The following is a 16,427-nucleotide window of genomic DNA, read 5'->3' as shown; positions in this document are numbered from 1 at the left end:
TTTAACCTTCTTTCTGTATTATGATTGGAGTAAATTCTTCTATTATTTTTTCCTTTTTTAATACGAATTTTCTATTTTTAATCGTATAATCTTTAGGATTTAAATTGTTTGGAATATCTTCAATAACAATTTTATCTAGTATTTTCCTATAATCTTCCTCTCTCTCTGCAAAACAATTATAGTCCTGCTCCTTCTCTGATTTTATATAATTATATATTTCTCCTGTTATTTTGCTATAAAAAATAGTAACCATTTTTCTCTCCTTTTTTATTTAATTTTAAGCATAAACGTAGTATTGAACAGTGATAAAACCTTTTGAAAAGTGACTCATACTTAGATAATAGCCTATCATCTGACTTCCTGACAGGGAATAACTGTATCCACTTATTCTCGCATTTAATTCTAGTCGTGGGTTTGTATTGCTTTCTATTGTTTTTGTTGACACAGTGAAACTACCTAAGCACTCCCCTTGGGTAAACGCCGAACTAATTGAACATGTTGCTTTGAAACTTTTTCCAGCGAATTTTTGAGGTAAATCAATTATAATTTTTGAATCAGTTTCATAATCAAAAAAAACGAATCCACTTTCTTGCAAATAATATGACTCTGTTAAATCTAAATCAGTGTAAAATTTTGTATATAGTCCCGAATCTGTCATACGTGTAAACCCATTTTTGCTTATAAGTTTTAACCCTTCATCATCGATAGAAACGTAAGGACTTACACTATTAAAAATAATTTTAAAAGTGTTTGGGTTAAAATGAATATCTCCAAAACTGTCAATTTCCATTGTTTTAACTCCGTTATCATTTACAACTACCATTTCCCTAGCATTTATATACATTCCTTTTAGTTGTCCAAACCAACCTCTATCTAATTTCAGTTCTCCAATCAGTGCGTCCGATATTGCCCCTTTTTCTATCCACATAGTTCCATCATCAATTTTTGTCGTTTGAGCTTCCGCTTGACTAGAAAATTCTGTAACATTTCCATGCGAATTTACTGCTCTTACTCTAAAATACCACGTTTGAAAAGGTTCAGCTTGATGGACATATGCACTAGCCTGCCCTACAAAAATTCTGTTAGTGAAATTGACCGTGTCGGGTGCAAAGTCTTTAATTTGAGAAGCATAAACTTCATATTTATAATAAGACTTATTTGTAAATGTCCATGTCAAATTGATAAAAGCGAATAACCCTTCTGCTGTTAAAATTGGTGTATCCGGCAAAGTGTCGGGGAACTCTGAATCGTCTACTTTTACATTATCAATAGCTTTTTTTACTGTTTCTATTTTATTTTCTATGTTTGTAAATTTTTTATTTAAAAAGTCTAAGTGATTTATTAAGTCTCCAACTTCGATAGAATAATATTTTTGCTGAATTGGGCTATAGTCTGTTTTGACTACTCTAGCTGTAGCATTAATATTTAAATTAAAATCTCTTATTATTACTTCATCGCCCATATTGACTGTTTCTAACATCTTATAATCTTTGTAATTTACTGTTGTTGACAAGTCTACAAAGTTGACTTTATATAAAACTTTCGGTAAGTCAACTTGATTATACTTAAAATAGTCTTTGCATTTTTCTCTTAATTCTTCTTCGACGCTTACTTCATCAGAACTAAAATCTATTGCAACTATTTTTTGTGTAGCATATTCGTTTAGTCTTGTGCTAGTAATATATTTTTCTGATAGTGTGATTAATTCATCCTCGTAGGTTGCATAAGGATATATTTTAGTTACAATATCTTGTGTATCATATTCAGCTTCAAGCCCTGTTATATTTTTTTTGTATGCAAGTAGTACATTTTTGCTCTCGCCTCTCTGATAATTTAAGAAAACATCGTAATTATCAAAGAAAAGTTTTGCAGATGGTTCAAAAACTTGAATTAGAGAATTTTCGCCCTCGCAGATTGCGTTGTAAGGGCTTTGCATTGATATATTAATACTATTCCTTGCCTTGATGTCTGAATTCCCTCTAAAACGATTTATTTCCTCACATGAGCGAAACGCTCTTTCTAAAGCTTCCTCGCAAGTAATATCGTTCAATTCCAAGCTTTCTATGAAATTATTAAGTAAATCGTACTTAATATGTTGTGCTTTTACATTAATATATCCACCTAAATTTTTTGAAATGTAATAAATTCTAAATAATTGCCCCCTGTAATCGGGTGAAGCATCAGCTTTAATTAATCTATCTAATTTTATTTCTTTAAATAAAAAAGAGTTTTCATATATTGTAAATTCTAACTCGAAAACTCCATTATCCTCTTCTCTAACATGGTCATTTATGATATTTGTCAATACTCCCAGCCCATTATGTTTAAAATCCACTTCTTTTTCTTCATATAAAACCAATTTTCCTTTTTGAATAATAATTCCTCCTCTTCAAACTATCCATTTAAGCGCTATATAATATTATAAAATATTCCATTTAGGATTTATTTTTAAGCTTTTCAAATCCCCTTCCCAGGTAATATAATTCTCCCCTTTACTAAGTACAGGGAAGTCAGAAAACATTTTAGAATTTTCATTTACTATTATATTTTCTGTTTTATTCTCTCTGTAGGCATTCATTAAGTCTGAGTCTATTATTAAATCGCTTAAAATTCCATTTTCTGCAATGCCTCTCAATTCTAAAGTCTGTTTATTTATTTTTATCTTTATATCCCCTATTCCTTCTATAAATAAAATAGGGGACGACTCTCTATAGAAGTTGGTAATAGTAATTTCTCTATTGTTTTTTACATCTATATCTATAATTTCATCTTCTAAAAATTTAAATGGATAACAATCGAAAGTTATTAGACAAGATGCAAAATTTTTAAAAGTTCTTGATATATCTAATTTATTATTGCAACTAGCTAAGTAATAGAAGTCACTATTATTTAAAAAAAGTTTTTTATATGATATATCACTCTGTAGCCATTTTTTTATTTCTGTTGCAACTTCTTCTATATTGCTTCGCCTTGCGTCTATGTCGCATTCTATTGTTAATACAAAATTTCCGTATCCTTTTTCTAATAATAAGTCACCATCTCGACCTGGTACACTTACTTTCTCAACTTCTAATTGTGGAGCTGATAAGTCGTTTATATTGTATATTTTCAAGTCAAATTCCCTACTATCTCTGCCATTATAAATAAAGAACATGTAATCCCCCTTCCTTTTTCAACATTGAAAAGAATAAAAAAAGAAAAGGGGGAGTTTATACAAGCCCTTTTCTTTTTGCTAAGAATAATATCTCATTAAAGAAACCTTCTAAATCTTGTTTTCTATTGTTGTTAAAATTCTCTATATTTAATTCAATTCCAGCTACATTTTTATCTGATGTTTCATTATTTTTATTACTCATTAAAGAACTTTCTTTACCTGCTTTAAAATCTGTGTTTGCAATAATATTAGCTTGCATTTTAGACGTTTCAAAGTTTACAGTAGCTTTTAATTTATTAGTAAGCCTTGATATATTTTTATTTAATTTTGCCTCAAGGTTTGGAGCTTCTTTATCTATCCCGACCCCAACGCCTTTTACAAGATTTACACCTATCAAATCTCGTGTTATCCAAGAAGGCGAATGAACCCCAAATCCATCCTTAAAACCTTTTATAACGTCGCCAGCAAAATCAAAGACCTTGTCTTTTAGCCAACTGCCCATTCCTGTAATACCTTCCCACAAGCCCCTTACGACGTCTTTTCCAATATTTAATACTTTGTTTGGTAATTCCTTCAAAGTGTTTACAACTGCATTAGCCATATTTTTCCCAGCTTCACTAGCCTTTTTGACTAGATTAGTTCCCCAACTTATAACACTACTTATAATATTGTCTAGCCACTCTTTAAATTTACCTGGGAGCTGACTAACGATATTATATATACTATTAAAGAAATTCTTTGCAATTTCAAGTGCTTTATTTATCAGATTAGTTCCCCAGTCGGTCACTTTTTTTATTATGTCGTCTAATTTTTCTTTAATTTTGCCTGGAAGCTCTGAGAAGAATTTCATTACATTTTCTAAGAATTTACTTGCTATATCTAATCCTTTTTGAAGTAAATTAGAACCCCACTCTCCAACTTTACTCATAATATCTGTAAATCTTTCCCATACTCTCGCTGGGAGTTGTGAAAGCGGAACTAACACATTATCAACAAATTGATTAAATATATCTGTTGCTTGTTGCTTTAAATTTTCACCCCAACTAGCAACTGTCTCTATCACTGTATTGAGCCATTCCGAAATTTTGCCAGGTAGCTCTGTAAAAAACTGCGTTATATTCTCCCAAATCATGCTGAGAAATTCCCCGATTTTTTCAGGAAGGCTTGCGAACCATTCCACAATACTATTAATTATTTCGGGTAATGTTTCTGTCGCCCAAGCATACAGTTTAGCTCCTAAATCAACAAAAAAACCAGCAACAGACCCTATTATAAAACCGATGTTGTATGGAATTTGTTTAAACCATTCTACTATGTTGTTAATTATGATTGGCATGGTTTCATTAAAAAAGCTTGATATTTTTTCTCCTATTTTTCCACATTCTTCTTTTATTTTATCTCCAAGCCCTGTAAACCACTCGGGGACTGTTTTCGTAAAAAAGTCTAAACCACTTTTTAGTCCACTTCCAAGCGAATCTCCTATTTTACTTCCAGTTTCTTTGAACCAATCTCCAAGTCCGCTAAAAGACTCTACTGCCTTGTCTTTTATACCTGCAAAACCTTCCTTTGCCCTATCTCCAAGTCCTCCGAAAAATCCACCGATACCCTCAATTCCTTCTTTGAATTTATCTTTTACTTTAGAGAAAAAATCTCCAATAGAATTTTTTGCACTAGCAAGCCACTCATTTATATTTTTATCTGTGTCCCTTAGCCATTTTTCAATTCCGCCGAAAAAATCTCCAATTCCCGCAAATCCATTTTTTATGCTTTCAGATAGTTTTCCAGCTGAATCTCCAATTTTGGGGACTGTCCCTTTTACTAATTCATCGCTAACCAGGTCTAGTCCCTCGACTGACGTTTTTATATCGTCGACTCCGTCTGCATATTTTTCTAATTCTTCAGCATTAAGTCCGCTATCAGCACTTTCAAGGTCTGAAGAATTTGCCAAGTCTGAAGAACTATTTAGTCCACTATCGCTTGAATTTGAAGCGCTAGCACTTTCTTTTAGTTTCTCATATTCTTCTAGTTTTTTTCTTAATCTATCAAGTTCCCTCTCTTGAGCTGGTATAATCTCTTTTAAGTTAATAGCTTCCTTTACAGCCTCCTGGATGGATTGCTTTTTAGAGTTGACACCATTTAACAGACTATCCGCCAAGCTCTGCCCTGCATCCTGCCAACGTGGATTATATTCACTTAAAAGTTTTATAATTTCCTCTGAATTTTTTTGTAAAAGTAACTTTCTAGCTTCATTTTGAATATTTGTATCTTCTAAAAGTTCACTAAAGTATTTTTCAATTTCTTCTTTTTTCTTAGAATTAGAGTCTTTTAATAATTCAAGTTTTTCGCTTTCAGCTTCTTTTTGCTTGTCATATTCTTCTTTGTATTGCTCTTTTTTACTGTTAGCTTCTGTTTTTATATTTTCAATCTGTTCTTTTAATCTGTCTTTTTCTTGTTGTCTTTGTTCATCTAATAATTTCTTTTGTCTATCTGCTTGAGCTTCTGCTATTTCCTGCTGAATTTTCTCTCGTTCTTTTTGATTTTTAGCTGTTGCAAGCTTTCTATCAAGGTCGCTTATTTTTTCATTGTACGCTTTTTCTTCTTCTGCCTTCTGTTCTTTTTCTATTTGCTTGTCTATAGCGTCAATCTGTTCTTGTATAGCATTAGTTTTCTCACTAGTCTCTGTATCTAAATATTTTAATTTCTCATTGTATTCTTTTTCATAAACTTTTAATCTGTCATTAGATGCTTTTTCCTCAACTTTTAATTGTTCGTCAAGTGCCTTTAGTTGTATATCCTTTTGACTTTCATACTGATTTTTTAGTGCTGTAGTTATAGCCTCGCAAATCTTTTCAAATTTACTTTTATTTGTTTCGAGGTTCTGCTCCATGGCGCTTATTAAGTCTTTTGTCGCTTCCGCAACATCTTTACTAGTATTCTTTATACCATTTGCAAATCCAATCCCCGTAAATTCTCCAAGTTCTGTAGTTACTTTTGATGGAGAATGTATTCTCAGCACTTTCTTAAAAGTACCAACAACAAGAGAACCAATATTTTTAACAGTATCTACGACTGCACCAACGCCACTTATAAGCCCATTCACAATTCCAGTTATAATGTTTTTTCCAAAGACAAGGAATCCTTTTACAACACTAGAGAAAAAACTGAAAACTTTATTTCTAAAACTTATGCAACTATTATATATAGACTTAAAGCCATTTATAAAAGGAGTTATTAACATGCTTCCGATTTTTTGCCAACTGCTTTTTATAAAATTTAAAGAATTTTTTAGAACTTCAATAACTTTATTAAAAATAGAATTTACTTTATTTCTAAAACCTTCGCAATTATCATATATTAACTTAAAAGCTCCAATAAAAGGGTTAACCAGCATTAATAATAATCCTTGCCAATTATCTTTAATGAAGGATATAGCTTTACTTAGCGCTTGTGGTATTGTCTCTGTAAAAAACTTAGCAATCTGCCCAAATATTTTAGCTCCAGCCTCTTTAATATTGTTCCAAATTTTTATAACCGCATCTCTAAAAGCCTCATTATTTTTCCACAAAGAAACAACAACGGCTGTTAATGTAGCTATTGCAACTATAGCTACGCCAACTGGACCACCAAGTGCCATCAGCGCTCCCTTCCATAAATTCGTGGCAACTTGTGCTAAACTTATTTTTTTAGTAACTAACCCAACGATTGTTTGATACAGTGTTAGTCTAGTTCCCGACTCAGATACTCCCGAAGTGAAAATCCTTACGGCTAGTTGGGCATCTAAGAAACTTTTTTGCATAGCCCTTACAATACCAGCTATTTTTAAACCTGCGAAAGCAACCCCAATCCCAGTTATTAGAGGAGCTACAAGACTGCCATGCTGGACTAGGAAGGTTATTACACTAATAAGTGGAGTTAATGCTAAAGATATTAATTTTACAACTGTTCCGATTAGTCCCCCAATACTTTCTGCCGTGCTTCTTATAGCATTTTTAGTATTTTCATTTTGAAAAGCTTGAGCAAATCTATTTGCCAGGTCATTTAAAACAGGGAGTAATCCTTCTGAAATGGGCAAAAGTAAATTAACTTGCATTTGCCTTCCAATTCCTACTAGAGCCTGCCCAAAGCTATTATATTTTATCTTATTAATTTCCCCTAGCTTATCTTTCGAACTACTGATACTTCCATCTATATTTGTTAATGCTGTTACTGCTTCTACTTCTAAATCCTCGAATTTAGTTCCAAATAACGCTACGCCTATTTGATTTTTTAGTACATTATCATCTAAAGAATTTAAAGCCGTTGTGACCTGGAGGAAAGCTTCTTTTGCACTACTTCCGCCATTTGCAAATTTTTTGGTTAGTTCATCAGCATTAAGACCAAGCGCCTCAAAAGCTTCTTTAGTTCCGTTTGAATTATCTTTAGTTCTAATATTAAATTCTTTCAAGGCATCATTTAAATAATCTATTTGATAAACTCCGCTCTCAGCCCCGTTTTTCATCATGTTAAACATTTCCTCAGCCGAGAATCCCAGCTTTGAATAATATGTCGAATATTCTGCCAGCTGGTCGCCGAGGTCGTCATTTTGATTTAGCCCTTCTTGCGCCCCTTGTGCAATAAGATTATATGCCTCTTTCCCGCTAATTCCAAACTGGCGCATCATAGAGTTGACACCATTTAAGCTTTCTCCAATATCCATGTCAAAGGTGTCTCTCATCATGATTGCGCTTTCAGTCACTTCTTGAATATTGCTAGCGTCTATTCCATCGAGTTTTTGAGATATTAAACTCATAACTTCGCTTATATCGCCCATATCCTCGCCAAAATTATTAGCATATACTTGTTGTAGTGCTTCTCCAAAACCTTTTGTTTTAGCTTCTGCGTTTCCTGTCGCTGACTCAAAGCCATTCATCGCTTTCTGATATTCATCCCCAAAATCAATAGCTTGTTTTCCTATTGCTCCAAGACTAGCTCCAATTCCAGCCATTGCTAAAGCGCTCTTTGCTTTCTTCTTCATAGTATCAGCTAAGTTATTTAATTGTTTTTCTGCATCCTCGGTATTCAAAAGGGTATCTATAATAATAGAACCATCTGCCATCTATCCACCCCCTTCTTTTTATAAATTTGCATTAAAAAAGCACCTACTTTTTTAAAAAGTAAGTGCTTTATCTGAATATTATTTATTATCTTTTTTCAATTAATCTTGTCTTTTAACATCTTCTAATAGTTGTTTATATAGCTTATTAAGTTTAGCTTTATTGTCATTATTTAATCGCTCTTTGTAATCTATCGCCAAGCTAGAAAATTTATAAGCATTGTTCATGCGAGCCTTTTCAGTTTTTAATCCTCTTAATTTGCTAGACATTTCATCATAATATCTAGTTAAAAAATCATTTATAGTATCAGTTTTTTTAGCTATTATATTGTCTAGCATTTTGCTTGGAGATTGACCCGAAAAACTTAAATCATCTTCTATTGCAACTAAAGCATATGACTTGTCTAATAACATATCATATCTTTGAAAAAAGATTTTAGGGTCTTTTGTAGTATTAACTATATTTGCACAATCATTTATTATTTTTAATAATTGTTGCGCTTGTCTATTACTTTCCGAGCTACTAGTTCCCTTATTTTTCTTTTTACTTCCACTCAGACTTGTAGTTTCTTGATAATATAAGCCAGTTCCAGGCACTCCAACCGTAGTTGTTGCCTTCCCCTTAGAATTGACCGACACCCTAGCGCCCTTAACTCCCCCGCTGACGCTGACACTATTTTTATTAATATTTAACTTTAATCCTCCGCCTAGATTTATACTTTTTCTAAACTTAAAACCCATAGTAACACCCCCGAATTAAAATATCTTATGTATTAATTATACCTCAATTCGGAAGGTGTAGAGAATGTTATTTATCTAAATTGTATATTGACCAACAAATACCCCATTATAAACATATTATACTTACAATGCTAATATATTGTGTTTACAATATTAATACATTATATTTACAATAGATTTTATAATAAATTACTAATATCTCCACCATTTAACAATGCTTTTTCAATTTCGTTTATTTTCTCAACTTCGTTTCGAGGAAGTGGTATTGCATATATCTTTTTCATTTTCCTATAAAATTCTTTTTGCTCTTTTGACATATCTCTATTTATATCCATCGCTCTATATCCCATAATTTTAACGATTTCAGTATCATCTTTTAAAGATTTAAATAACGCTTTAAATTTCCACCAGTGCAGATTTTCTACATCTTGCAAATCAATTCTATATTGTTCTAAAAATGCTGAGTATATATATTCATCGTCAAAATCATATGAATATATTTGACTCTTACTAGACCCACGAGTGCCACCCTGCGAATCATCAGCTATATTACTTTCTTCTTTTCCGCATGAATAAAACCAAATAATTCTATCTATGCCCATTTCAATGTTTTTAGGGATTATCGGATAATACAAAGAAAGTGCATTCTCCCCTTTTTCTTCGTCACTCATGGAGTTGTCTTGTATCATCATTTCAAACAGAATTGATATTCTAAAGTCTGTATTGATTACATATTCTTCTCCGTCAATTTCAACACTTTCGGGTAGTGTGTCTACTAACATATTCATTATTTTTTAGCTCTGCGTTGCGCTCTGTTTGGTGCGTATTTTGAAATTTTAGAGGCGAAAAACTCTTGACCTTCTTGTTTCTGTCTATTTACTTCTTCTATTAATTCAAAAAAAGCATTTGAGCATACTTTTAAATTTCTCTTATCTCCAAACATTTTAAATGATACACCTTCTCCAAAAATATCATCAAAGCATTTAAAAATTGAATTACATACGCCCCTAATCATTTCATAGCCTTTAGTTGCCTCTTTTTCAACTCTTCCTGTCTCAGCAATAGTTAAATCTATTGTTTTTTCAACTTTTTCAAATTCATCAGCATCATATATATCAAAATCTTCTAGTTCTACATTATTAATTAACATCTTTTTCATTCTCCTTTTTTCTAATTAACTATATTAATAAATTATAAAGTTATTCTTTTACTGTAATAGTTGCTATTCCTGCCTTTTTAGCTTTATTTTCCGCATTAACTTCTACTACTAATATTTTATCTCCTTCATTCACTGTTATATCCTCAGCTCCATCCCAAGTTATATATCCAGTAGAACAGTCCGCATTAAGCGCTGGAACTGAAACACTTGCCCCAGTTTTATATTTATAACTATTACCGTTTTCGACAACTGGAGTAACCGTTATTTTTGTATCCCCTGCATTAGCCCCAGCCACTGAATTTACAGTTAAGACCTTTAGGCTTTCAATCGGAGGGGCTTCCTCTCCAATTTCCGTAAAAGTCTTTGTTTGAGTGTTAAATTCCCCATCTACAAAATCACCAACACTATTTAAGTTTCCGCTGACAATAATTGTTTCTCCTCCTGCTCCCGCAAGTCCACCCACCTCTACAGATACTCTGAATTTTCTAGCTTTAAAAGTATTATCTTTACCATCAATTGGCAAAAATAATTCTACTCTTAAATAATCTCTTTCGGCATCTGCGCCAGTCGCCTGGTCTCTACCTACCTTGTAAAGTTCCATTATGGCTTTTTCACTTTTAATTAAATCTGACTCAAACGGGAATTGCGTTTGGTAAGATTTTATAGCACTAGTACTATTTTTATCGTTTATATATGTCTTAGAGTCACTTTGTGCGGATGGGTTCTCGTCTAATGTATTAAATCCAGCTCCCATCAATTCCCAAGAATTTTGTCCGTCATCTCCTAAAATTCCTAAATAATCCGCAATTTTATATCTTTGTATTGTTTCTATTCCTGCCATTTTTATATTTCTCCTTTTTCAAAATATTTTAATTTCATTTGTATTTGATATTGCGCTGTATCTATGCTTGTTTGGACAGGAAAACCTGGAGTACTTACTTCTAGCGACATTGACTCTTTGCTTCCAGCCAAAATAGGCAAATTACCACTTAAATTTTCTCTATATATCCAGTCCGCAAATTGTTCGTAAAACTGGCTATTTTCTATATTCTGCATAACATCAGACCCATAACATTCTCTACTTGCAAATATAAATATAAATTGCTTTATAGAGTCTCCATTCACAAATCTTTTGACGATTGTTTCTGATGGCACAGTCTCTAATGTATAAGAAGTAAATTCCTCGCTTAAAAATTCAACATTTATGCTCTTTGCAAATTCATCCAAACAGGGACACTTCTTTATAAACTCTCTAATACTTTCAATTATAGTCACTCTCTACTACCTCCAATGAACCTAGCAACAGACCCTATTAGTTCATCTTTATTGTCTGCCATCATTCTTTTGTCCCAATACTTTCCTCTTTTTCCTCCTGCTCCAGCACCTTCCGAACCACGCCCAGCATTATTATAATAATGAACTTTAGCATAAGGCTGTATATATTTAATCTTATTAGTTTCTTCCCTAGCTGTATTTTTCAAAGTTCCTGTTTGTTTTGGAACATACGGGTCTGAAAGTCTTCTAACTTCATGTGTAAAAAATTTCTGTGCTTTGCCATTAGGCTCTAATCCCCTTGCCCTCATTATTTTATTAGCGTCTATATTTACACTTACATTCATCCCATCTTATTCTGCCTCCAATTCAAAATGTCTCATTTTCATGCTTCCAAAATCGCATTTAATGACTGATTTTATAATACTGACATCATCAAATTTATTTTGTAAATCTTTTAAAATGCAACCCTTGTCGCTTGTTATATCAAAACCAATAATTCCTTTTACAACTATATCTCCAGTTCTAAAAGTGTAATAGTGTTCTTTTTCAATTTCACTTAATTTATTATAAGCAAAAGGGTCTATATACATTTTCCCCCTAGCAATTACTGAAAAAGGCACTAAAATTTTAACACTATCAGCACTCAAAAGCCCTTTTTCTGTAACAGTCACATTTTTAGCCCCTTGATAGTCGACACCAAATAAATAAGTTCTTTTGTAAATTGTTTTATCAGAATCTTTGCCTTGATACTTATTATATAAAGTAAGATAATCTCCAAAAAACATATTAAACCCCCCTATACAAAAGCTCGGGAGGTAAATATGCTTTTAGTACATCATATTTAAGTTTGTCTATAGTCTTATTTCCAGCTGAGTAAGTAACCGAGTGACTTCCTACCGTTTCAGACTGTATCTCTTTATAGCCTTCTAACTCATATAAATAAATAAGGTCTATAATTTCACATGTTGCTATTTTTATATCTTCTGTAACTTCTTTTACTCTATTAAAAGTATTATAGTCTATATACTTAGTAGCCTTTATTGCATATTTATTGAATTTGTCTTGAGGAATAAATCCCCCAAGACTGCTATAAAATTCGTAATCAGCATAAATATTCATAAGTCTACCCTCTCGAAATAATTCTAGCGATAGGTATAGCTTTATGGTCTATATAAGTTTTAGACCCACTTGAATTATCATTCACAAGTTCCCAGTTAACCCCATTTTTTAGCTCTGCATCAGTTGGAGAAAGAGTCGCAACTGATTTTTTAGTAAATGAAATTCCAAAAGGTGCAAATACTTTTCTTTGTCTACTAATTAGATAAGTTTGCCCCCCGTTTTTCATTGCGTTTCTATCCATTTCGTATGGGGTTTCTGCTCCAACATCTACAAAGTGTATAGACCCATCTCCTAACGCATATGTTGTAAATTCTGTATATCCATCTCCAGCGCCCTCTGAGCTTTCAGCAACTTCCTTAGTTGGCATACCATCGTCAATCAAAACTATATTTCCATTCCAAGTACCGAGTTTTAATTCTCTTTCAATTCCTTGCGGGTCTGTATATTTTAGCCTTGCCATAAGATTTAAATTTTCCAAGTTAGTTGATACAACACTGTGCATTATAACAAGAGAAAAAGCCTCTTTATTGTCTCCACAAGCTTTTTGTAATGCGGTATTAAGAGTCTCAGCTTTAACTTTTTGATTTTCTGCGTCAACTTCTTTTGTTACATCAAAAGTATGATTATTAACAAATTCTAAATTTTTTGAACCTGTCATTGCGAAAATACCTTCTAAAACAGCTAACAAGGTTCTTTGGTCTATATTGTCCCAATACTTAGCAACTTGATTTCCTACATTTTCCATAAATGGAACTCCGCCAGTTACATCCTTACTAAAATCTTTTTCAACCCAAGAGTTTGCTCTCCCTACAACATGAACAGATTGTGAGAATGTCTTAGTTGTATTTGCAACTATGTCCGTCTGCCCATCATAATTGACAGCATCACCATCTATTATTCCAAACATAGGTATAGTACCATAAACCGCACCCGTTTGTTCTGAAAACAACGTCTTTAAGTCATCCCTCGGCTTTATTGCTCCCGATTTTATTAATTCATTTCTTTTTAGATTAGGTACAGTTTCAACATACTGCCCAAACACTTCCCCATTAAAATTTTTACTATCAAATAACGCCATCTTTTACCTCCCTATATACTTAACATTTCTTTGTTCTTTGCTATCATTTGCTCCATCAAGCTAACCTTAGTCTCTCCAGCGCCTCCGCCACTTGCACCAACAATTTTTGGAATATTATTTCCGCTTATAAAAGCTCCAGGGTCATTTGCCTGTAATTCTTTTATATAATCCTCAGCCCCCTCGAAAGCACCGTTTTTATATTCAAGCCCTTTTTCTTTCATTTTTATTTTTACAGCCTCTTTTGAAAGATTACTAGAAAACTTAAAATTACTTAAATAATTATCTAAGTTTAAATTATAAGTCTGCTCTGACATTTGACTTTCAATTAGCTCTTTATCTTTCTGAGCCTGCTCGGCTTTACTTTTCCAGTCATTAGCCTCCTTTTTCATACTTTCAATATCAATCTTTTCTAATTCAGAAACTTTTTTATTGACTGTTTCAAGTTCAGTTTCTTTACTTTCTAATTCTTCTTTTTTCTTCTCAACTTCTTTTTTATACTTCTCTATATCCCTCCCATTTTCGGACATGATTTTTTCTATAATCTCGTCCTCTAAATCCAAACCTTTTAAAAACTCTCTTTTCATAAAGCCCTCCTATTTCTATTTACAATTACGCTTTTTACGTGGTAGCCTCACGCATTGTCTAACTTTTTACGTCGCTTAGTAGACATCTATTTAAATAAATCAAGTATTTTAAGCATAAAAATAAGCCTTATTAATATAAGACTTTCTCATATGTTTCTCTAAATATATTAGCCTTGCATGGACACAATTCCCCTTTTATTCCTTGAATAATGTAATCACCTACATTAGCCTCATGTATACCTTCGAGTGTCCTTATATACATGCGTGGAGATAATTCCCCTAGACTTTGTTCAATCCAAACATTACCACTTTCAATAGCCCTAATTATCCATGCTGGCTCTTCCTTTTGTTCTATATTTCCTAACCATTTAAAAGCCTCAACAACAACTGGCTTCTTTCTATACTTACCCATCTTTTCTCTCCCTTTTACTAGCGTGAATAGCCTTCTGACTGACGCTCTTATTATATCCCAATACCTGGTGTCTATCGTTTTGCAATCTCAACTTAGCAACCTTGCTAAACTCTCTATATTCTTGTTTCTGTCTTTGCAATTTTATACTTGCATTTGTAAAATCATCTTTAAGACCAGCAGACTCATAAGCAATTAATTGTCTCTTAGTCTGTCTCATAGCCGTCTCAATTTTGCGCTGATACTGTAAAGCCTGGTAATGCGTATAAGTTCTCCCCTTGTATCCAATGTCGGGTGGGTCTATATTTTTTAATTGCTCTTTTGAATAAGCTGGAACAGATATGCCAGGAACAACTGCATAAAATTGGTGAGAACAATTCCAGCCCCCTAGACCATCACCCTGTCCCCAGCCCGTAACAACCTTCAAAGAAGGGTATTTCGTGCTTTTACCACTTAGACTGTACCATTTACCTTGCCATTTCTTATGATTTTTAATGCCTGCACCCTCACACCTTGCCCCACTATGTGCTGTAACTTCAACTATATCAGTATCCAAATCACTTATAACTTTATTATTAATATGTTGAGACATCTGATTAACTCCAGTCAGTACAGCCCTTCTAGTAGCAACATCTATCCTGTTAGCCCATCCAGTTTCGTAGTCTATAAATCTAAGTCCGCTATCAGCTAACTTTTTAACCGCTCCCTTAATAGCTGTCTTATAATCTAAAACTCCTGTGCTAACTTGAAATTGCGCCAGGTCTAAAGACTCTATATATATTTCTGTAAGTTTCTTACTAATAACTTTACCTTTTCTAATAGTGCAAAACCCTAATGTACCAGTCATATTTTTTAAAGTACCCTTTGTCTGTTCCTTTGCTGAATCTACATATCTTCTAAGTTCTTCTGACTCACTTAAATGTATCGGTGTCAACTTAGCATGTTCATACAAAACACTATCACTTTCAATAGATTTTATAGCATTCTCTTCAAATAATTTATCAACCGCATCAAATGATATACCGAGTATTTCAGCAATTTTCTTTTTTATAACCTTATCAGCCATTCCAGTCTCTTCTGCCCTTATTATTTGCCACTCCGCCATGTCTGTAATATTCCCAGCTTTTGCAATACGTCTTGCAATATCCGCTATTATAAAGTCCTCTAAGGCTTGAAATAAATCAACAAAATAACCTGGAATTTCTTTAAGTTCATTCGGTTGCAACATTTATTTCACTCTCCTACTGCGTACCTTCTATAATCTTTCTAGCCTCTTCCTTTGTAACACCTACCGAAATCGATATGACATTTATAGCTTGACCTATAGTAAGTTCACCAGCTGAATATTGGGTTAATATAGATATAAGCGATTGAGTCTGAGCGCCATTTAAAGTTTTTCCTGCTACGTCCTCGGCATCATCAACTATCTTCTCTTCATTCAAAGAAGCATCTGAGTTATTAGTTGCATTAGTATTCACTTCATCGCTAAAAGCATTATCCTCTATCAAGTCGCTAGTATCGGGCATCATTTTCAAAGCCTCATCCTCGGTAACTCCATATTTCTTCATTATGTATAACTCGGGTCTAATCAACCCTGATGCTACATCCTGTTGCATTGCTAAAAGCTCTGAATCTTTATCTATAATAACACTATCATCCCAATTAAACGTTGTTTCATACTTCAAACTAGGTGTAAATCCTGCTAAAATAGACCATTTATCTATAGAGTAAATCAAGCCTTCTAAAGCATCCTCTAACGATTTTTGCATATCTGTTACAGTAGAATATAGACGTTGCTTACTAGTCTTTATTTCTG

At 33.0% G+C, this 16,427-nt stretch carries 16 protein-coding genes and 1 pseudogene; all 17 read right to left on the bottom strand.

Annotated features, from left to right (window positions below; all coding sequences use genetic code 11):
• Nucleotide 1: 1 nt before the first annotated feature.
• Nucleotides 2-253 (bottom strand): hypothetical protein, encoded by a 252-nt coding sequence (locus Q3304_RS18700; RefSeq protein WP_407814798.1) that lies wholly within the window; start codon nt 251-253, stop codon nt 2-4.
• A 24-nt stretch (nt 254-277) separates the two neighbouring features.
• Entirely contained in the window at nt 278-2,359 is a 2,082-nt protein-coding gene (locus tag Q3304_RS18695) for a phage tail spike protein (RefSeq protein ID WP_407814799.1), read from the bottom strand.
• 60 nt (nt 2,360-2,419) lie between these two features.
• Complete coding sequence (locus tag Q3304_RS18690; protein WP_407814800.1) at nt 2,420-3,154, bottom strand: distal tail protein Dit; 735 nt, start codon at nt 3,152-3,154, stop codon at nt 2,420-2,422.
• A gap of 55 nt (nt 3,155-3,209) precedes the next feature.
• Nucleotides 3,210-8,249, bottom strand: a complete 5,040-nt coding sequence (locus Q3304_RS18685) for a phage tail tape measure protein (protein ID WP_407814801.1) — start codon at nt 8,247-8,249, stop codon at nt 3,210-3,212.
• A gap of 99 nt (nt 8,250-8,348) precedes the next feature.
• Nucleotides 8,349-8,987 carry a DUF4236 domain-containing protein gene (locus Q3304_RS18680; protein WP_407814802.1) on the bottom strand — a complete coding sequence of 213 codons (639 nt, stop codon included), beginning with the start codon at nt 8,985-8,987 and terminating at the stop codon, nt 8,349-8,351.
• Nucleotides 8,988-9,166: 179 nt separating this feature from the next.
• Nucleotides 9,167-9,775: a bacteriophage Gp15 family protein gene (locus Q3304_RS18675; RefSeq protein WP_407814803.1), complete on the bottom strand. Its 609-nt coding sequence runs from the start codon at nt 9,773-9,775 to the stop codon at nt 9,167-9,169.
• Entirely contained in the window at nt 9,775-10,137 is a 363-nt protein-coding gene (locus tag Q3304_RS18670) for a DUF6673 family protein (protein ID WP_407814804.1), read from the bottom strand. Before Q3304_RS18670 ends, Q3304_RS18675 begins: the two co-directional genes overlap by 1 nt.
• A 49-nt stretch (nt 10,138-10,186) precedes the next feature.
• On the bottom strand, nt 10,187-10,987 hold the full coding sequence (locus Q3304_RS18665; protein WP_407814805.1) for a hypothetical protein: 801 nt from the start codon (nt 10,985-10,987) through the stop codon (nt 10,187-10,189).
• A 2-nt stretch (nt 10,988-10,989) separates the two neighbouring features.
• Nucleotides 10,990-11,421 (bottom strand): chloramphenicol resistance protein, encoded by a 432-nt coding sequence (locus tag Q3304_RS18660; RefSeq protein WP_407814806.1) that lies wholly within the window; start codon nt 11,419-11,421, stop codon nt 10,990-10,992.
• Nucleotides 11,418-11,765, bottom strand: coding sequence for a minor capsid protein (locus tag Q3304_RS18655; protein WP_407814807.1), 348 nt, complete (start codon nt 11,763-11,765; stop codon nt 11,418-11,420). Before Q3304_RS18655 ends, Q3304_RS18660 begins: the two co-directional genes overlap by 4 nt.
• Nucleotides 11,766-11,771: 6 nt before the next feature.
• Nucleotides 11,772-12,206 (bottom strand): hypothetical protein, encoded by a 435-nt coding sequence (locus Q3304_RS18650; protein WP_407814808.1) that lies wholly within the window; start codon nt 12,204-12,206, stop codon nt 11,772-11,774.
• Nucleotide 12,207: 1 nt separating this feature from the next.
• Nucleotides 12,208-12,540, bottom strand: coding sequence for a hypothetical protein (locus Q3304_RS18645; protein WP_407814809.1), 333 nt, complete (start codon nt 12,538-12,540; stop codon nt 12,208-12,210).
• Nucleotides 12,541-12,544: 4 nt separating this feature from the next.
• The gene (locus Q3304_RS18640) at nt 12,545-13,618 is read right to left on the bottom strand and encodes a phage coat protein (protein ID WP_407814810.1); all 1,074 of its coding nucleotides are present in this window, start codon (nt 13,616-13,618) and stop codon (nt 12,545-12,547) included.
• 11 nt (nt 13,619-13,629) lie between these two features.
• Entirely contained in the window at nt 13,630-14,202 is a 573-nt protein-coding gene (locus Q3304_RS18635) for a hypothetical protein (RefSeq protein ID WP_407814811.1), read from the bottom strand.
• Between the two features lie 130 nt (nt 14,203-14,332).
• A complete protein-coding gene (locus Q3304_RS18630) occupies nt 14,333-14,614 on the bottom strand; it encodes a hypothetical protein (protein WP_407814812.1) in 282 nt (93 codons plus the stop codon).
• Nucleotides 14,607-15,839: a phage minor capsid protein gene (locus Q3304_RS18625; RefSeq protein ID WP_407814813.1), complete on the bottom strand. Its 1,233-nt coding sequence runs from the start codon at nt 15,837-15,839 to the stop codon at nt 14,607-14,609. Before Q3304_RS18625 ends, Q3304_RS18630 begins: the two co-directional genes overlap by 8 nt.
• Nucleotides 15,840-15,852: 13 nt before the next feature.
• Nucleotides 15,853-16,427: pseudogene (locus Q3304_RS18620) on the bottom strand (hypothetical protein); the annotation flags it as partial.

It is taken from the genome of Clostridioides sp. GD02377 (genome assembly GCF_045899875.1).
GTDB lineage: Bacteria > Bacillota > Clostridia > Peptostreptococcales > Peptostreptococcaceae > Clostridioides > Clostridioides difficile_A.
This window is presented reverse-complemented; position numbering and strand designations above follow the sequence as displayed.